16 protein-coding genes are annotated in these 18,571 nt (G+C 40.7%); 6 read left to right on the forward strand and 10 right to left on the reverse strand.

The genetic code is table 11. The annotated features are described in order from the left end of the window. Positions 1–390 precede the first annotated feature (390 nt). Together EJF25_RS20710 and EJF25_RS20715 are read left to right on the forward strand one after the other, a co-directional pair. Positions 391–669 carry a LysO family transporter gene (locus EJF25_RS20710; protein ID WP_125042546.1) on the forward strand — a complete coding sequence of 93 codons (279 nt, stop codon included), beginning with the start codon at positions 391–393 and terminating at the stop codon, positions 667–669. Continuing rightward, positions 666–1,286: a LysO family transporter gene (locus EJF25_RS20715; RefSeq protein ID WP_125042547.1), complete on the forward strand. Its 621-nt coding sequence runs from the start codon at positions 666–668 to the stop codon at positions 1,284–1,286. Before EJF25_RS20710 ends, EJF25_RS20715 begins: the two co-directional genes overlap by 4 nt. A 291-nt stretch (positions 1,287–1,577) precedes the next feature. Here the strand turns inward: EJF25_RS20715 and EJF25_RS20720 are convergent, their stop codons facing one another. Continuing rightward, positions 1,578–4,214: a helix-turn-helix domain-containing protein gene (locus tag EJF25_RS20720; RefSeq protein ID WP_125042548.1), complete on the reverse strand. Its 2,637-nt coding sequence runs from the start codon at positions 4,212–4,214 to the stop codon at positions 1,578–1,580. 677 nt (positions 4,215–4,891) lie between these two features. Between EJF25_RS20720 and EJF25_RS20725 the strand changes: the two genes are divergently transcribed. Continuing rightward, positions 4,892–6,604, forward strand: coding sequence for a family 43 glycosylhydrolase (locus EJF25_RS20725; RefSeq protein ID WP_235016883.1), 1,713 nt, complete (start codon positions 4,892–4,894; stop codon positions 6,602–6,604). Positions 6,605–6,800: 196 nt separating this feature from the next. Here the strand turns inward: EJF25_RS20725 and EJF25_RS20730 are convergent, their stop codons facing one another. The 9 genes from EJF25_RS20730 to atpD form a co-directional block, all read right to left on the reverse strand. Further along, on the reverse strand, positions 6,801–7,685 hold the full coding sequence (locus EJF25_RS20730) for a F0F1 ATP synthase subunit gamma (protein ID WP_125042549.1): 885 nt from the start codon (positions 7,683–7,685) through the stop codon (positions 6,801–6,803). Positions 7,686–7,800: 115 nt separating this feature from the next. Further along, a complete protein-coding gene (gene atpA / locus EJF25_RS20735; protein ID WP_125042550.1) occupies positions 7,801–9,384 on the reverse strand; it encodes a F0F1 ATP synthase subunit alpha in 1,584 nt (527 codons plus the stop codon). Next, entirely contained in the window at positions 9,384–9,944 is a 561-nt protein-coding gene (locus EJF25_RS20740; protein WP_125042551.1) for a F0F1 ATP synthase subunit delta, read from the reverse strand. Before EJF25_RS20740 ends, atpA begins: the two co-directional genes overlap by 1 nt. Before the next feature lie 5 nt (positions 9,945–9,949). Further along, a complete protein-coding gene (gene atpF, locus EJF25_RS20745) occupies positions 9,950–10,453 on the reverse strand; it encodes a F0F1 ATP synthase subunit B (RefSeq protein WP_125042552.1) in 504 nt (167 codons plus the stop codon). A gap of 12 nt (positions 10,454–10,465) precedes the next feature. Then, positions 10,466–10,723 carry an ATP synthase F0 subunit C gene (atpE, locus tag EJF25_RS20750; protein WP_025073595.1) on the reverse strand — a complete coding sequence of 86 codons (258 nt, stop codon included), beginning with the start codon at positions 10,721–10,723 and terminating at the stop codon, positions 10,466–10,468. 37 nt (positions 10,724–10,760) lie between these two features. Next, entirely contained in the window at positions 10,761–11,939 is a 1,179-nt protein-coding gene (gene atpB, locus EJF25_RS20755) for a F0F1 ATP synthase subunit A (RefSeq protein WP_125042553.1), read from the reverse strand. Next, a complete protein-coding gene (locus EJF25_RS20760; RefSeq protein ID WP_125042554.1) occupies positions 11,923–12,357 on the reverse strand; it encodes a hypothetical protein in 435 nt (144 codons plus the stop codon). Before EJF25_RS20760 ends, atpB begins: the two co-directional genes overlap by 17 nt. 182 nt (positions 12,358–12,539) lie before the next feature. After that, positions 12,540–12,788 carry a F0F1 ATP synthase subunit delta/epsilon gene (locus EJF25_RS20765; protein ID WP_125042567.1) on the reverse strand — a complete coding sequence of 83 codons (249 nt, stop codon included), beginning with the start codon at positions 12,786–12,788 and terminating at the stop codon, positions 12,540–12,542. A gap of 79 nt (positions 12,789–12,867) precedes the next feature. Next, positions 12,868–14,385: a F0F1 ATP synthase subunit beta gene (gene atpD, locus EJF25_RS20770; RefSeq protein WP_073349011.1), complete on the reverse strand. Its 1,518-nt coding sequence runs from the start codon at positions 14,383–14,385 to the stop codon at positions 12,868–12,870. A gap of 1,410 nt (positions 14,386–15,795) precedes the next feature. On the opposite strand from atpD, the gene EJF25_RS20775 reads away from it, so the two are divergent. The 3 genes from EJF25_RS20775 to EJF25_RS20785 are packed head-to-tail and all read left to right on the forward strand — an operon-like array spanning position 15,796 to position 18,557. Beyond that, positions 15,796–16,332: a DUF3575 domain-containing protein gene (locus EJF25_RS20775; RefSeq protein WP_025073592.1), complete on the forward strand. Its 537-nt coding sequence runs from the start codon at positions 15,796–15,798 to the stop codon at positions 16,330–16,332. A 16-nt stretch (positions 16,333–16,348) separates the two neighbouring features. Continuing rightward, the gene (locus EJF25_RS20780; protein WP_125042555.1) at positions 16,349–17,284 is read left to right on the forward strand and encodes a hypothetical protein; all 936 of its coding nucleotides are present in this window, start codon (positions 16,349–16,351) and stop codon (positions 17,282–17,284) included. A 43-nt stretch (positions 17,285–17,327) separates the two neighbouring features. Continuing rightward, on the forward strand, positions 17,328–18,557 hold the full coding sequence (locus tag EJF25_RS20785) for a hypothetical protein (protein ID WP_125042556.1): 1,230 nt from the start codon (positions 17,328–17,330) through the stop codon (positions 18,555–18,557). Positions 18,558–18,571 lie beyond the last annotated feature (14 nt).

Consider the following 18,571-nt stretch of genomic DNA (forward strand, 5'->3'; position numbering starts at 1 on the left):
GAATAAAGATGAATCAATTGTTACAATTACATATCTCCCCCTTATCTCTTGCAGAGACATCTTTCTGCAAGTCTTGTTGTGTACATGTACATTGGTTTAGTGGATTTATCTAAATACTGCCTGATCCTATTATATTTAGGGATCATCTAATAACGTATGAGAATTGTCTAATGATTTTTATTCATTCACAGACAATACCCAATGCTTTCCCCTAAAGATTTCTTTTAGAGAAATATGAAACCTTTCAGAGAACTGTCATTTCTTCTCTAAGATATGCAACTCTTGCCTGAAAGATTAAATATTTCTTCCTCAAGAGACCTGATTTCTTTCTGGGAAAGTGCAGCGTGTGATATATCGATTATCTAACCTAACCATTAAAAAGTAAGTTCTATGTTTTCTATTATATCTATCATGTTTTTAGGCATTGGTATAGGCTATGCACTACGTAACTGGAAACTATTACAAAAAACGGAAAAGACAATTTCCGCCACTATATTCATGCTTCTTTTCATTTTGGGAGTATCTATCGGTTCAAACAACCTAATTGTAGACAATCTTGGAAAGTTTGGAGGGCAGGCTATGATTCTTGCCTTTTCCGGTGTATTGGGAAGCCTGGTTGCTTCACGTCTGATATTGCAAATCTTCTTTAAGAAAGGAGGTAAACAATGAAAGGTAGCCTAATCGTTCTACTCTTCTTCTGTGTAGGTTGCACTTTGGGAGTCTTCAATAAGTTCCAATTCGATACACATAGTATATCTATGTACATTCTATATGCCCTAATGCTTCAAGTAGGAATCAGCATTGGTTCCAACAAGAATCTAAAGGCAATCATAGCCCACCTAAAACCCAAGATGTTACTGATTCCAATGGGCACAATTATAGGTACCTTATTATTTTCAGCATTGGCAAGCCTGTTGCTGAGTCAATGGAGTGTGTTCGAATGTATGGCAGTAGGAAGCGGATTCGCTTATTATTCACTTTCTTCCATTCTTATCACTCAATTTAAGGAACCATCTATCGGACTACAACTAGCTACAGAGCTAGGCACTATTGCCTTACTGACTAATATATTCAGGGAGATGATGACTTTATTAGGCACTCCACTCATTCAGAAATATTTCGGTAAATTAGCACCAATCTCAGCAGCAGGAGTCAATTCAATGGATGTATTACTGCCGTCTATCAGTAAATATGCCGGGAAAGAGATGATTCCAATTGCTATCCTGCATGGTATTCTCATTGATATGAGTGTCCCAATATTTGTTTCTTTCTTCTGTAATCTATGATAGCTTATCTTATAAGTTTGTAAAACAATCAGGCTGTCTAAAAAGTCAAAACGGAATTACTTAAAGTTACAGATTGTAACTGAATAAATAAAGAGCACCACTTTAGCCTCTGAAAATGAGGTGTAAAGTGACGCTCTTTTTTATACTTAATACCTGTCAGTTCTAAATTGAAAGTTCTAATTTAAACTTTCAGACTTTTGAGACAGCCTTCCCCTCTAAGAATTATATATTCTAAGTATTAAACTTCATCATCGTTTACAAACTATCATACCAAATCCTTATCAAGTTTATTTAGTCTGAAGTAGTAGTAGCCAACACAAGCTTAATATCCGAATAAGAAACATCATCTCCCAGAGCAGCCTTGATTGCCACCAATCCACTGAACTCATGTGTCTCCAAATAATGACGGATTTTTTGAATATGATCCTCCGCCACAATCTCTTCCAACTTGATTTTACCCAAACGGACATAATATTCTAAATGGTTGGCAATCGTTCCCGGAACCAATTCACGTATCTGAGCGATTTCTTCAAGACTTAATCCTTGACAGAACATTTCGTAACTGATCTCCTTTGTATCCTTCTTTTTCTCCTTTTCTTTATCCTTCTTAGCAGTTCTTCCCTCTCCTTTTTCTTTCCTCGTATCTTCTGTATTTTTCACAGCTATCTCCGATGATTTGGCAGTTTCTATTTCATTAGTCTCAGCCCCATTGTCTACAGTCACAAACTTGATTTCCGGTCGTTCCAGTTGATGTTCCTTCATATAGTTGCGTACAATACCCAGAATCTCAAGCCCATACTTCTCTACACCTTTCGCACCGAAATATGGTACAGCTTCCAACGCCTGCGGAGTGTCCGGCAACAAATTGACAATACCCATCAATGCCTTCTGTTGCATGATAACATACGCTGGTAAATTTACCTCCCGCGTTTTTACCGTTCTCCATTCCGTGAGGGAACGATATAGCTCCGGATGCAAAATATCCGTAGGAACGTCCACTTTCACCTTTCCGGCACTGCTGCGAGTACGTTCTTTTCTTTCCCTCTTTTCCTTCGGAGCTTTCGCTGCTCTGGAAGAAGAACTAGAAGAACCGGAAGAGGATGAATCCCCTTCTATATCCAACATAACCATCGCCTTTTGTTTTAAATAACCTGTCACCGTAAATGGTTTCTCAAACAGATATTCCAACAAAGGTAGTTTGATCCATAAAACATCTTCCAACGCTTGCAAACGTTCGTTCAACTGCTTACGCAAATCTTTATTATCAAGAGGCATATTCGTCTTTTCAAACAAATCAAGAACGGGATCTATCTCTTTCTTAAAGTAGACAGCACCAGAGCGTAGACGTTGTTGCAACTCCTCATCTGTGGCGTAATCATCCTTTTCTTGAATCAAACGGGTATATTGATTCCGAAAACGGAGAGATACGTCCATAATCCTTTCCTTAATATGTGGAACTAACGCCTTGTACTCCGCCAACTGCTTCGGAAAGAGTTTATACAAATCTTCATCTATCAAACGAAGCAAGCGATTATAAGCTTGCTCCAATGAATAGAAATTAAACAAATCACTTACCAGATCGTAGAAATAAGCTTTCTGCATATCATGCAACTGTACCGTTCCCGGTGCATTCTGCTCCACCTCTCTTGTAAAATCATCGACAACACTATCACTGATAATCGCTTCTCTGCGGAGCGGAGATTCCAAAACCATACCTTCCAGAGTTTTACAACGGCTCAAAGCCACATACGTCTGCCCATGTGCAAACGAATTACGTGCATCGATTATAGCCCGTTCAAACGTCAAGCCCTGACTCTTATGAATTGTAATCGCCCATGCCAGACGGATAGGATATTGACGGAAAACTCCTTCAATCACTTCAGTGATCTCTTTAGTATTTTCATCCAATACATACTTGCAATTTGCCCATTCTTCCTGTAAAAGATCAAATTCGTTATCACTCTCTTTACCACGCACAAGTATTCTCTTCCCATCGACCTTCACGACTTCACCAATCATCCCGTTGTAATACCGTTTCTCGGAAGAAACATCATTCTTCAGGAACATGATCTGCGCTCCGTCCTTGATAGTCAGAACTTCGTCTGCCGGATAAGAATATTCGGGAAAATTACCCTCTACTTCGGCTCGAAAACTATACGCACGTCCGGGAAGCGAAGCCAGTTCACGATCGTTCACCTGTTGTGCCTGATAATTGTGAGTCGTCAGACGAATATATCCTTCCTCCTTCCGAGGTTGAAAACCGGGCTGATAACGGCGGTTCAATTCATTCAGCACTTCATCGTCTGCTTTGTTTTCACGAATCTTATTCAGGAGAGAAAGAAAAAAGGTATCACTTTGCCTATATACCTTTTTCAGCTCAATCGTCATATAAGTGGTCTCTTTCAAAGCACGACTTGCAAAGAAATAAGGAGTCTCATAGTGTTTTTTCAGGAGTTCCCAGTCATCGTCTTTCACCACAGGAGCCAACTGTTGTAAATCACCAATCATCAGAAGTTGTACGCCCCCAAAAGGCTTTTCTCTATCGCGATAACGCCTTAACGCAGCATCCACAGCGTCCAATAAATCTGCACGTACCATACTAATTTCATCAATCACCAGTAAATCCATGCTTCGGATAATATTTCGTTTCTCCTTACTGAAACGATAGTGCATTTGAGCGGAATTGAATGTTGTTTCCGGCACAAACGGTGCAAAAGAAAGCTGAAAGAATGAATGAATCGTTACCCCTCCTGCATTAATCGCAGCGATACCCGTCGGTGCTAATACAACCATGCGTTTGGGGGTCTTGTCTCTCAATCGTCTTAAAAAAGTAGTTTTTCCGGTTCCTGCTTTCCCGGTAAGAAACAGATGTGTACCTGTGTTTTCGATAAACTGCCAGGCTAGTTGCAGTTCCGAATTATCTTCCATAATGATTTCAAATTTTCCGTAAAGGTACAGAATAGATTCCAACCAACGAAATCAAAAACAAGAAAACAGGTCTTCATGGGCTAATTTGGACATAAATAATTATACGAGAATAGCTTCACATTTTTTTATAGTATGATAGCAACTGGCATTCTGAACAAAATGAAGAATCCCTCTCTGCACATTCAAAAAGGGGGTACTCTGTTATACTTTGCAAAGCAGATAGCATAATTACATTATTTGTTTTTTAATTCCTGAAAATAAATCATCTTTTCTTCATAAACAAAGATCACCGATACTTCAAACTCAAACTTCTTAGTTTCTGTGATGGCGTCTTGAACATTTATAAAACAAGCAAATCCATCATGATACTAAGTAACAATTCCTTCATTGTAACACCTTAGTCTTTCATATAAACAGTCCTATTAAAATTACTAATAGGCAAACGGTAACACGCGGTAAAAATAGTAAAGAAATAAATAATAATGGGGTAAGCTAAGTAACGATACTAAATCCTCTGATGACCTTTAAATTGTATAGTTATAAGACATCTTTATATCTATTCATGCCTTTATCCTTCAAAAATACATAAATGTCATAAATAGATATATAATTTTAATCAGATGTAAGTAACTTTACCAACTCCAAATAATACTGAATATAACATATAAAATACAAATATGATAAAGAGTATAATATTCTTAGCCATTTTAGCTGTAAGTAGTCACTTATCGGCACAAGAAGTGCAGAACAGTCGAATCACTACCAATCCTCTTAATTTGAGTTATCGTTTTCAAATAGATGGAGTTTCCCGTCGTGAAGCAGCCGATCCAGTGATTGTATTATTCAAAGACCGTTATTTTCTATTTGCGTCGCATTCTTCCGGTTACTGGTATTCATCCGATCTGAAGAACTGGAATTATGTAGCGAGTAAGAATCTAAAAACGGTAGAAGCATGGGCACCGGCTGTTCTGGTCTACAAAGATGCTATCTACTATCTCGGAATGGGTGAAAAACGTATCTACAAAAGCACAGACCCCATACAAGATCAATGGGAAGAGATTGAATCCAAATCTAAAGATTACGGAGATCCGGCATTCTTCCAAGACAATGACGGAAAAGTATACCTTTATTATGGATGTTCGGACAATGCTCCTATCAAAGGTTTTGAAATTGACCCAGAAGATGGTTTCAAAGCTATTAGTCCAGAAGTCGAACTAATTCCGCATAATGCAGACCGTTTCGGTTGGGAAGTGCCAGGTGAGAAGAATGAAATGACAGACAAAAGAGGCTGGAATGAAGCACCATGTATCACCCGACATGGAGATTATTATTATTTGCAGTATTCAGCTCCAGGAACAGAATTCACCACTTATTGTACAGGAGTCTATATTTCAAAGAATCCGTTAGGTCCTTACACTTGTGCAGAAGGTGCTCCTTTTTCTATTAAGCCGGGAGGTTTTATAACTGGCGCTGGACATGGACATCCATTCAAAGATCGTTATGGTAATGATTGGTATGTAGGAACTATGATTGTATCCGCTAAAGATCACTTTGAACGCCGAATTGGTATTTTTCCCGCTTTTTATAACAATGGATATTCACACGGTATCACTGATTACACAGACTTTCCGTTCATTCTTCCCAACAAGAAAGTTGATTTTAGTAAAAAGAGCTTATCAGCCAATATGAATCTACTTTCTTATAACAAACCTACAAAGGCTTCTTCCTCTTATCCATCTTGTGAACCCAATAAGGCTAGTGACGAAAATATAAAAACAAGTTGGTCTGCCGCTACCGGTAAAAAGGGTGAATGGTTACAAATGGATCTAGGACAGATCATGAAAATCTCAGCTTTACAGATATGCTTTGCTGACGAAGGGTTTCAATCCTATCGCCGCGATGTAAATACGCCTGTATATCAGTATATTGTTGAATATTCTACAGACGGCAACCAATGGAAAATGTTAATCGATCGTTCTAAAAACTCTAAGGATCAGATTTATGAACTTATCACACTAAAAAATAGTGTACGAGGTCGTTTCGTACGGGTAAAAAATACCAAAGACTTTCAGATAGGTCGTTTTTCTATAGCAGATATGCGTTTGTTTGGAAAGGCAAATTGTAAAAAGCCTGAGAATGTATCCAACTTTCAAGCTAAACGCCAAAAGGACCGTCGCCGTATTGTCTTTTCATGGAATTCACAGCAACCTACTACGGGATATGTAATACGATGGGGAAGTACTCCCAAACAAATCAATAATGCCGTAATGGTATATGGCAATCAAGCCGAATTCGGTTTCTTTGATTGCGATTCACCCTATTACGTTACTATTGAAGCATTCAATGAAGGAGGCAAAAGTAAAAAAAGTATTCCTTTCAAAATAGACTAAGAAACTGAATTGCTTGAATAAGAATATTATCAGTTGATAGTTCTTTCCCTTTTTTGACTCAAAAAATCAAAGCCCACTGGAATTTCTTCAAACAGTAGGCTTTGATTTCAACAACAAAGACATTTTATTATTCATGAATAAGTGCCAGATACAATAAAGCAGTCTAAGCCCTTATTCAGAATAGCACCTCATGAGTCTATTTCATAGAACCTCCCACAATATCGAGCAGTTCATTTGTAATAGCTTGTTGGCGAGACTTATTATACTGCTTCGTCAAATCCTGTATCAGATCATTAGCATTGTCCGTAGCGACCTGCATGGCAAGTGTACGGGCAGCATGTTCCGAGGCATTAGAATCCATAGCAGCAGTAAAAATCTTCTGGTTCAACACAGTCGGAATCAGATCGGCAATCAATTGTTCAGCAGACGGTTCGATAATATAGTCGTTTACAATCACATGTTCCGCTTCCTTCTGCTCCTCTTGATCTACTGCATGAGTAAGGTCAATAGGCAGATACGTTTCGCGTAACAGGATCTGTACACCCATCGATTTGAAATGATGATAGATCAGTTCTACACGATCCACTTCCCCCGACACGTACATTTCCATCAAATGATGTGCCAGATCAGCAGCGTCCTGATACGATGGTTTGTCAGAGAGCATAGGAGGCGTTTCCTGTGTAGAGAAACCCATCCGTTTTGCTGCTTCCTCCACCTTCTTTCCTACTGGAAATATCAGAATATTATCCTGTCCCAACGTACGGAACTCGCCTATCGTCTGCATCAACATCTTGATGACGTTCGCATTGAAAGCACCACAAAGGGAAGTATTCGAAGAAAAGACAACGATTGCAACACGCTTCACCTCACGCTTCTTCACATAAGGTGATTCCACCGGAAGATCAGCACTCAGGAAGTTGGTCAGGATCTTGTTCAACTTCTTCTGATAAGGCAACATATTCTCGATAGCTGCTTGCGCCTTATGCAACTTGGCAGAAGCAACCATCTTCATTGCTGAAGTGATTTTCCGGGTACTCTGTACCGAATTTATTCTAGTTTTTACCTCTTTCAGTGAAGCCATAATTATTTGTTAATTAAGAATGATGAATGAAGAATGAAGAATTACCAAGCAGACCAACAGTCTTAAAAACAATGTAGTCAATTCTTCATTTTCCATTCTTAATCCTTCATTTTATTTATAGGAATTGTTTCGCAACCATAGCAGCGGTTTCTTCAATCGCATTCGTCACATCGTCGTTGATCACTCCTGTTTTCAGAACATCCAACACATCTTCCTGATGATTCAGCTGTAGAGATTCGATGAAACTGCTTTCAAAGTCCTGCACCTTATCCAAAGGTACGCTGTGGAGTAATCCATGTGTACCGCAATAAAGGATAGCAATCTGCTGTTCTACAGGCATCGGACTGTATTGAGGTTGAATCAGCAATTGAGAGTTTTTACGTCCCTTGTCGATAGTCAATGCCGTAATAGGATCCATGTCACTGCTGAACTTAGAGAAAGCTTCCAATTCACGATACTGTGCCTGGTCTATTTTTAACGTTCCCGCTACTTTCTTCATTGCCTTGATCTGCGCATTACCACCCACACGAGATACAGAGATACCGACGTTGATAGCCGGACGGACGCCCTGATTAAATAGATCTGTTTCGAGGAATATCTGTCCGTCGGTGATAGAGATCACATTAGTCGGGATATAAGCAGAAACGTCACCCGCCTGCGTTTCGATGATAGGTAAAGCAGTCAGCGAACCACCTCCTTTCACAATTCCTTTCAGAGTCTCAGGCAAGTCGTTCATTTCACGTGCCACTTCCTCTTGATTGATAATCTTTGCTGCACGTTCCAACAGACGGGAATGTAGATAGAAGATATCACCCGGATAAGCTTCACGTCCGGATGGACGGCGAAGGATCAATGACACCTCACGATAAGCAACCGCCTGTTTGGAAAGGTCATCATAAATCACCAATGCATGTCGGCCGGTATCGCGGAAATACTCTCCGATAGCAGCACCCGCAAATGGAGCATAATACTGCAAAGCAGCCGGATCACCTGCCGTAGCAGCTACGACAACGGTATAATCCATCGCTCCATATTCGCGAAGCGTATTCACGATAGAAGCTACCGTAGAGCCTTTCTGACCGATAGCAACATAAATACAATACACAGGATCACCTGCCAGAAAGTTGTTACGCTGATTGATAATCGTATCAATAGCAATAGAAGTCTTTCCCGTCTGACGGTCGCCAATAATCAACTCACGCTGTCCGCGACCGATAGGAATCATGGCATCCACCGCTTTCAATCCCGTTTGCAACGGCTGGTTTACGGGCTGACGGTAAATTACTCCCGGTGCTTTACGTTCCAACGGCATTTCGTAGAGCTCGCCGCCTATCATCCCTTTGCCGTCGAGCGGTTCGCCCAACGGATCAATGACACGTCCCAACATTCCCTCACCCACACGAATAGAGGCAATATGCTTGGTACGTTTCACAATAAATCCTTCTTTGATACGGTCGGTAGGACCAAGTAACACAGCACCTACATTATCCTCTTCGAGGTTCATCACGATTGCTTTGATACCGTTGTCAAATTCCAGCAATTCATTCGCTTCAGCGTTCCGAAGTCCGTAGATACGCACCACGCCGTCGCTCACCTGTAGCACTGTGCCTATTTCATCAAGCTGCACACTGGTGTTGATTCCTTCGAGCTGCTTGCGCAATATTTCGGATACTTCGCTTACTTTTATATTATCAGCCATTATACAATTCTCCTATTCTTATCTATAAACTGTTGTTTCACTCGTTTCAACTGCGTAGCAATGCTAGCGTCCAACCGGTAATCATTGATATCGAAGATAAATCCACCTTCGATTGTCGGGTCTACTACCGTTTCCAGTTCCATTTTTGAATGCAATATATGCGCTGCAGTAGAACGGATACGGTGCTCCGTCTCTTTGTTTACAGAGACAGCCGTTATAAGTTTACCTGTTCCGATATGCTTCAGTTTCCTGTACAGATCCATATACATCAGAGTGATAAACTGCAAATAACCTTCACGCCTGTTTTTCAATACCATTGTGATGAAGCGGACAAACTCACTGCTTGATTCACCATCTCCATCGGCAGCCGTACAGATCAACGACATTTTCTCTTCGAACGGGATAATGGGATTGTCAAGCGCCTCGCGCAATGCCGGCTGTTTCGTGAAACAGTACGACAGCGTGACAAACTCCTGATAGACCCTGTCCTCAACGCCTTTTTCCTGTGCGTATTCAATCATAGCCTTGGCATATCGCATTGAAAGTATTCCGACATCCATCTTACTTAGTTCTTATTCCTGGTTAATACTTCATCCAGCATACGGTCTATCATGCCCATTTGTTCCTCTTTGTCATCGAGGTTTTTGCGGAGTACTTTCTCGGCAATATCGACCGAAAGGATCGCTACCTGCTTACGAATGTCGCGGATAGCTTCTTCTTTCTCTATCTGGATTTGTTCTTTCACCAACTCTAACTCCTTTTGAGCGGCTTTCTCAGCTTGTTTACGGGCCTCGTGAATAATCTTGTCACGTTCTTCCATTGCCTCCTTCAAGATGCGTCCCTGTTCCTTGTTGGCGGCAGCTACCAAAGCGTCGCCTTCCTCTTTGAGTTTAGACAACTGCGCATTGGCTTCCCTTGCCACCTCTAAGGACTGGTCGATATAGGTTTTACGGTCTTCCACCATCTTGATAATGATGGGGAAGCCGTATTTGGCCAATATCACAAACACAATCCCGAATGCGACAACCATCCAGAACAACAGGCCACTATCGGGTAATAGTAATGACATTTGTTGTATTTTTTAAAGGAAGAATACCAACAGACAAACTACTACAGCCAGCAAAGCTACACCTTCGATCAGAGCCGCCGCGATAATCATGTTCATACGGATGTCTCCCGATGCTTCCGGCTGACGAGCAATAGCTTCCATCGCCGAACCACCAATTCTACCAATACCCAAACCAGCTCCGATTACTGCAAGACCTGCACCGATAGCTGCACCTAACTTACTTACTCCTACTGCTGCTGCAGTTGCTTGTAACAATACTGATAATAACATAATTTTCTGTTTTAAAATGGTTTATTTTTCTCGTTTATTATTTATTCTCTTTCACTTTCGCACCTTCCTGGGCAAGCCCGATGAATACTGCCGAAAGCATTGTAAATACATACGCCTGGATGAAAGCTACCAACAGTTCGAGTGCATTCATAAAGATGTTGAACAGTACGGAAGCTACAGTCAGTGTGCCGTTCAGCGCAGGGCCCATGCTTGCCGAAATAAAGATCAGGCAGGTAAGTACCAGCATTGCCATGTGTCCTGCCAGCATATTGGCAAAAAGACGGATCATCAGGGCGAACGGTTTCGTAAAGATACCGAAAAACTCGATGAACGGCATCATCGGAACAGGCACTTTCAACCACCAGGGCACATCTGGCCAAAAGATATCTTTCCAGTAATGTTTCGTACCAAAGATATTGACCATCAGGAATGTACAAACAGCGAGTACCATTGTGATAGCAATGTTTCCTGTCACATTCGCGCCTCCGGGAAAGAAGGGAATCAATCCCATTATATTGTTGATGAAGATGAAGAAAAACGCTGTCAGCAGATAAGGGGCAAACTTGCGATAGTTGGGACCCACACAACTCTTGATGATATCGTCGTTCACCATCATGATAAACATTTCCATGAATCCGATGAAACCGCCCGGTGCAAGTGATCCTCGTGGACGCTTGCGGTACCAGTGCGCTACACACAGTATGATGACCAGCAACAGCAAACTGTTGAACAACAGTGCAAACGTAATCTTCGTAATGGAAATATCCCATGGACGGACTTCGTCGCCAGCTGCATTATACTCTACCAATTTACCTTCATATTTACTTCCTGCAGGAGCAATGGAAAGTCCTTCGTAAGTACCTCCGTTCTCTTCAAGACGGGAAGATAGAAAGATATGCCAACCTGAAGTTTCACTATAAACGATGATAGGTAACGGTATTATTATCTGTGTTTTACCCCACGTCGTAATATGCCATTCATAAGAATCTCCGATATGTCCGAATACGATTCCTTTCACATCGACCGTATTTTCTTTCTGCTCTTGTGAAGTCACTTCACTTTGTGTTTGCGGAGCTGTTCCGGCCTGTGCCTGTGAAACTGTCTCAGTTTGCTCTTGTGGAGCTACACCGGACTGTGCCTGTGCAAAAGCGGACGTTCCTGCCATCATCAGGCAGAACAGAATCAACGGAGCTATTATATTACACAACTGTTTCATTTTCATCTTTATTTTTCTTTTTCCGTTTCAGGTTTACCTCAAATGAGAAGAAAAACCATGTTTCGTATATCAGATACAACAGGTAGAACGAGATAAACGTTAGCAGAAAGGCTTTCGCTTCTTGGTGTACCACGATACAGTAAATCAATAGCAGTATCACCGAAAGAATTATTTTCATCACCTTTATTGCCAGATACAGTAACACCAATTTCTGCGGAGCGTGACGCCGGCATGCATCGAACATATAGATAGCAAACAAACCGAAAAAATAAAAGTAAACCGGTATAAACGGATAACCTCCGAAATAATGTCCCGGTAAAGCTTTATGCAAAATTAGTACTCCAATTCCTCCACTAAGTACGGTAAACAAAGTGAGAGAGCCTATAAAATTTCGTTTAGTCTTACTAATATTCATCATGTCATTGTGTTTTTCGCTTTATAAGCTGTAAAAGCTATACAAGCAGTATTAATTAATGTTTCTGTACTATTTATCATCTCGTTTTTTCCAATCCTGTGATGCAACACTTTCTTTATAAGAAATCGGTCCTTATAAGAGTCATCTCTTCAAAATGAAGCATTCTCCTACCGGGGTTCCTCCCTTTACGAAATACAAACCGAAGCCGTATTACCGCTCATCTCTACAAAACCACCCTGAATGTCAAGTGTGTGCTCTTCTCCGCCTTCCTCCAAGGTATAACTTAACGTCCCCGCCTGTAACGACGAGACGATAGGCGCATGCCCCGGTAAAATAGAAAACGAACCGACCGTTCCCGGCAATGTGACAATACTCACATCTCCGTCAAATATGCTCTTTTCGGGCGACACTATACTCAAATGCAGTTTCTTCAACATATCTTTTTTATTTAGGCAGTCACAGACTACACGAACCGGATTAACAGGAAACGTGTTGTCCGTAGCTACATTTTAATTACTTCTTCGCTTGCTCAAGTATCTTCTTACCTTTCTCTATCGCTTCCTCAATGGTTCCTACATTCAAGAATGCCTGTTCGGGCAGGTTGTCCACTTCACCATCCAGAATCATCCGAAAACCTTTGATGGTATCTTCGATAGACACCATTACGCCGGGAACTCCTGTAAACTGTTCGGCAACAGCAAATGGCTGCGAAAGGAAACGTTGCACACGACGGGCACGATTCACTACCATCTTATCTTCATCGGAAAGTTCTTCCATACCGAGGATGGAGATGATATCCTGCAATTCTTTGTTGCGCTGCAGAATCTGTTTCACACGCTGGGCTATGTCGTAATGCTCCTGACCGACAATGTGCGGATCGAGGATACGAGAGGTAGAAGCCAACGGATCTACAGCCGGATAAATACCAAGTTCAGTGATTTTACGGTCGAGTACGGTCGTTGCATCCAAGTGGCTGAAAGTAGTTGCCGGAGCCGGGTCAGTTAAGTCGTCGGCAGGCACATAAACAGCCTGTACGGAAGTGATAGAACCTTTTCGTGTAGAAGTGATACGTTCCTGCATAGCACCCATTTCCGTAGCCAGTGTAGGTTGATAACCAACGGCGGAAGGCATACGCCCCAACAAAGCCGACACCTCCGACCCTGCCTGTGTGAAACGGAAAATATTATCAATGAAGAACAGAATATCACGCTTCTCGCCTTCAGTTCCCGCGTCGCGGAAAGACTCCGCCACCGTTAGTCCCGACAATGCTACCGAAGCACGTGCACCCGGAGGTTCGTTCATCTGACCGAACACCAGTGATACCTGTGATTTCTCCAATTCGTTATAATCTACTTTTGAGAGATCCCAGTCACCTTTCTCCATTCCCTCTCTAAACGCTTCACCATAGCGGATAACGCCAGACTCAATCATCTCACGAAGTAAGTCGTTACCTTCACGCGTACGCTCACCTACTCCTGCGAAAACGGAGAATCCGTTATGTTTCTTGGCAATATTATTGATAAGTTCCTGGATCAATACGGTTTTTCCTACTCCTGCACCACCAAACAAACCGATCTTACCACCTTTGGCATACGGTTCGAGCAAGTCGATCACCTTGATACCTGTAAAAAGTACTTCCTGTACAGTAGTCAAATCTTCAAATTTAGGTGGATCGCGGTGAATAGAATATGCACCTTTGCGACTTAAATCTTTCATACCATCGATAGAGTCGCCAACAACATTCATCAACCGTCCTTTGATTTGTTCGCCTATCGGCATGGTGATCGGTCCTCCCGTAGGATGTACCTTCATACCTCTTTGGAGTCCGTCGGTACTGTCCATTGCCACAGTGCGTACTGTATTTTCACCGATGTGTTGCTGAACTTCTACAACCAGTATTTTGCCGTTGGGCCTCTTTATCTCCAATGCGTCGTGAATGCTTGGCAACATTAGCTCTGCATCCGTACCTTCAAAGTACACATCGACCACCGGTCCGATGACCTGAGAGATATGTCCGATAATCTGTGACATAAGCAATCTTATTATTTATATTATTCTTTCCTGTTTTACTATTTTTGAAGTATAGTGTGACAAGTGATGCGTTTCGCGTTTTACCTGTTTTACTATAATAATAAACAGCCGAAAATGGCTTTTGTTCAATTTATCCGTTTTCTTTCTTAAGAAAATAGTTAAACCAACAACTGCACAAATATAGAAACAAAATTCAATCGTTGTTCTCTCTTTTTCAAAAATTGTCCTTCAATAACAATTGTTAGCCCAACAAATGCTACAAAATGGCCAAAAATGGCATATACACATTACAATTGTAAAGTAAAAGCCCTATTTCTCTACTAAAACAATAGACAAAACTACAAATATGTATTTAGTTTTTTTCAGAACAGATCATGTTCAATCAGTTAGTCGTAGAAATAATAGTAATACAGGCAACTAGTTTTGTGTCCGAGCACAAAAGGCTTATTGAGCACTTTTCTCTTTTGTTCATGCAAAGAGTAGTTGAAATGTTCTTTTAACTTATCTTATCGCACGTATATCCAAAGTATATCCCCACTCTTACCCTATCTGCTAACAAACATTGGAACGTATTGCTGAAGATTCCTCCTATTCTTTGCAAAAAGGAAGTCAGCATAAACTGACAATACCTATAAGAAGAGGTAATGTATATAAATTATTTTCTCAACAGAAAATTATATATCTAATTTCAAGAATGACTGTAAAAATAAAAAGTGACAGTAATTCTCTTGTATGTACCACAAAAAGTTTATGCACTGTTTATCAACACATTGAATCATCATTCATATTTCAAAAATAAGTTTTTACGTTACTGTCACTGTCAACTGTCAACTTTATGCGTCTTCTCCAACAAACAAAGTGGAATTAAAGAATATATTCCTAGACACATTTCAGCGCAAACCTATATCGACCTATTTCAAAATTAACTAATAACCGGTCTGTATTGAAGAAGAATTTTATGCTATCATAAAAGTTATGAAAACAACGTCGCAACATAATCTTACTACTCAAAATATCACTTACGGACAACAATACAAATATCAAAATCCTACAACCCCATTAAAGAATAGGCAAAATATTAAACAAATAGTTTAATGATATTATCTATATATGAATCTAAGAGAAAGTACTGTCAAACATAATTTCTTAAAGTGATTTATTTAAAATCATATATTAAAGAATAAACGATAATTTACTAACAAACAGATATATACATGTTATATAAAAAAAAGTAGCTATCAAAAGAGGAGTAAAGTGACAGTTGATAGTAAGAAATAAAGCCTGAAAAAAGGACTGATTCAGAAGGGATTTGCGAATTTTGACTCATTTTTGGAGAAAGTTCCATTTTTAGCGAACAAATAAAGATTAGCTTTCGTTCTGAGTCAAAATCAACAAACTAAACCAGCAATCATGAAACGAATCTTGCTGTTGCTAATCTCCACTATCGGAGTATTTCATTTTCTGACAGCTCAGAATGTAGGTCTTAAAACAAATGCACTCTACTGGCTGGCAACAATTCCAAATCTCGGAGTTGAATTCTCCTTAGATAAAAAATTGACACTTGAACTTGCCGGAGCCTATAATCCCTGGACTTTCAAGGATGACAAGAAGATGCATTTCTGGTTAGTGCAACCGGAAATCAAATACTGGACATGCGAAAAGTTCAACGGACATTTCATTGGACTACATCTTCATGGTGCACAATACTATGGAGGATTTAGTTCGAAAAGGTATGACGGATACCTTGCAGGAGGAGGTTTCACCTACGGATATGACTGGATTCTATCTCCACACTGGAACCTTGAAGCAGCCATCGGTATAGGTTACGCTCACTTGTGGTATAAGGAAAGCGAACGAATTCCTTGTGCGAAATGCTATGAAAAGAAGCATAAAAACTATTTCGGTCCTACCAAAGTAGCCCTCACATTGACTTATTTTATTTTCTAACCACACACTGACTGCCATGAAAAATATTATATCATCCTGCGAATTATTCGTGCGTCACTCCGTCATAAGAAGCATTCAATGTCTCCTGATTCTTTCTTTTTTGCCCTTCATCTCATCTTGTATCAGAGATGACTTGCCATCTTGTCCTCCCTTACAAGTGGACATTTCTGTAAAAGATAAAAACTACTTCAACGTAGACAATGTGTCACTGGAATCCCCCAAGAGTGAATCTCTTATCTTCCGTAAATATGTTCCTACCCTATACTATTCATTACGTAACGAAGTTACGGGAGAGATTATAGAAGAACAAGGAGTTTTTAATGTGACGGATAACAATCCAACCCATTCTATTACTTTCTGCGAATGCTTGCCATTCGGCAAATATGTTCTGACTGTATGGGGAGGACTAACCGATAATACTTCGCTAACTGACCAGTCTCTTACCAACATTCTGCACAACAATCAGATGGAAGGGTATGATGTATATCTGGTCCATGACACACTGGTATATGATATGCAAAACACACGTTACAATGTAGCTTTGGAACGCGCTACCGGAAAGCTGTTGATGCAAATCATTAATTTGCCGTCTACAGTACGTTACGCTGACCACAGTGTGAATCAAATATACGAACGGGTAACTCATCAATTTAAATATATAAATCCGATTACCGTCCGAAAACAGGATTCCTGGGATACAACTCCAGATATCATTTTATCTACTATTCTAGCTCCTTCAACTGGAGAGCATCAAGCCAACGTGCATCTGAATCTTTATGACGAAACAGATCAGACCATTCCTGCTCTCACCCCCAAGGATGTGAAGATTAACATGAAACGTAATGAACTGACCAGTCTGAGATATGTGTATGATGAAGAAAAAGAAGACTTCAATATCTATGTACTCAACAACGATACTTGGGAATTGATTTATAACCTGGATATTGATTAATATAGCTTTTTTACAATTTGTTTAATTCTAAAACTTAACTGAAATGAAAAATTATTTGTTTTTATCAGCTGTCGGTGTGATGATGTTGGCAGCATGCAATAATGATGACACAGTGCCTCTGGAAGGCCCCGGCTCAGGAGAAGCAGGTCCGGAAATCGTCTTATCAATCAATAGTGGCGGCGGTGGAATGGATGTTCGCAGTTCTCGCCCGGTAAACAGTTCTGAGGCTGCTAACAATGTAACTGCTGTTCAATTGTATATCTACAATGAAGCAGGAACAGATGTTACAAGCACTGCCTTGGCTACAGGTACACAGAACCCTGTGGCTTGGACAGCTGGACCGTCAGACACCGCTGTTCCCGGTGATAATCCAAACCCTTCTCACAAAGCAAGCCAAACAGTAAAACTGAATAAGTTGTCACCAGACGGTATATATACCGTTGTTGCTTACGGCTATAACAACGTTGCAGACTATACAATCAGTGGTGGAGGTAATGGAAACGATGCTTTTACCGCTACCCCCGTAGTGACACCACTAACGACCGAGGCTGAACTGTTTGCTGGAAAAGCTACTTTCACAGTATCAAACGGAAATATTCAAACAGGAACCAGTGTTGAAGTTGAACTACACCGTCATGTAGCAGGATTGTTGGGATACTTCAAGAATGTACCTATCTTATATCCGAATCCTAATGCAGCAGGAGTTCCTACACTTGTAGCATTTGTCCGCGTATATGCTCCTTCTTCTTCCTCAGCTCTTACCTTCCCTAGTACGCTGACAATGAATGGTACTGGTGGTGCAGTTGTTAAAACTAAAGTTTTGGAAGTCAATCTTGTTACCTACATTGCTGACTATACCGCCCAAACATTAGCCGTTGCCGGAGATCTTACCAAAAACTTTATAATACCGGCTGGTACTTCTCCTGTTACCGTAGAAAACAGTGTTCTTACCGGTAGATTCCTTGTACCATTCGCTAAAGTAGCAGGCAGCCCGACTTTCATTGTTCAACTGGAAGACGTAACCGGTGCTGTTCTGAAATCATGGGATGTGGTGAACAACGCTCTCGGAGTAGGTACCAAAGAATATGACGTTCAACGCAACTATTTCTACTCTCTCGGCCAGAAATACAAAGCCAGCTCTACTGACGGTGGTACTCCGGGCCCTGGAACAACCGAAGATGATGATAATCCTATAAACTTGTCACAGGAAACTGTTATTACTGTAACTGTCAATGATGCTTGGGATACAATTTATAATCTAGGAATAGAATAGCAAGTTAAAAGAGG

The sequence above is a fragment of the Bacteroides faecalis genome (assembly GCF_003865075.1).
In the GTDB taxonomy this organism is placed as follows: Bacteria; Bacteroidota; Bacteroidia; order Bacteroidales; family Bacteroidaceae; genus Bacteroides; species Bacteroides faecalis.

Coding starts and splice junctions, on each gene's coding strand:
- EJF25_RS20710 (WP_125042546.1), top strand. CDS start 391: ATGTTTTCTATTATATCTATCATGTTTTTAGGCATTGGTATAGGCTAT.
- EJF25_RS20715 (WP_125042547.1), top strand. CDS start 666: ATGAAAGGTAGCCTAATCGTTCTACTCTTCTTCTGTGTAGGTTGCACT.
- EJF25_RS20720 (WP_125042548.1), bottom strand. CDS start 4,214: ATGGAAGATAATTCGGAACTGCAACTAGCCTGGCAGTTTATCGAAAAC.
- EJF25_RS20725 (WP_235016883.1), top strand. CDS start 4,892: ATGATAAAGAGTATAATATTCTTAGCCATTTTAGCTGTAAGTAGTCAC.
- EJF25_RS20730 (WP_125042549.1), bottom strand. CDS start 7,685: ATGGCTTCACTGAAAGAGGTAAAAACTAGAATAAATTCGGTACAGAGT.
- atpA (WP_125042550.1), bottom strand. CDS start 9,384: ATGGCTGATAATATAAAAGTAAGCGAAGTATCCGAAATATTGCGCAAG.
- EJF25_RS20740 (WP_125042551.1), bottom strand. CDS start 9,944: ATGGATGTCGGAATACTTTCAATGCGATATGCCAAGGCTATGATTGAA.
- atpF (WP_125042552.1), bottom strand. CDS start 10,453: ATGTCATTACTATTACCCGATAGTGGCCTGTTGTTCTGGATGGTTGTC.
- atpE (WP_025073595.1), bottom strand. CDS start 10,723: ATGTTATTATCAGTATTGTTACAAGCAACTGCAGCAGCAGTAGGAGTA.
- atpB (WP_125042553.1), bottom strand. CDS start 11,939: ATGAAACAGTTGTGTAATATAATAGCTCCGTTGATTCTGTTCTGCCTG.
- EJF25_RS20760 (WP_125042554.1), bottom strand. CDS start 12,357: ATGATGAATATTAGTAAGACTAAACGAAATTTTATAGGCTCTCTCACT.
- atpD (WP_073349011.1), bottom strand. CDS start 14,385: ATGTCACAGATTATCGGACATATCTCTCAGGTCATCGGACCGGTGGTC.
- EJF25_RS20775 (WP_025073592.1), top strand. CDS start 15,796: ATGAAACGAATCTTGCTGTTGCTAATCTCCACTATCGGAGTATTTCAT.
- EJF25_RS20780 (WP_125042555.1), top strand. CDS start 16,349: ATGAAAAATATTATATCATCCTGCGAATTATTCGTGCGTCACTCCGTC.
- EJF25_RS20785 (WP_125042556.1), top strand. CDS start 17,328: ATGAAAAATTATTTGTTTTTATCAGCTGTCGGTGTGATGATGTTGGCA.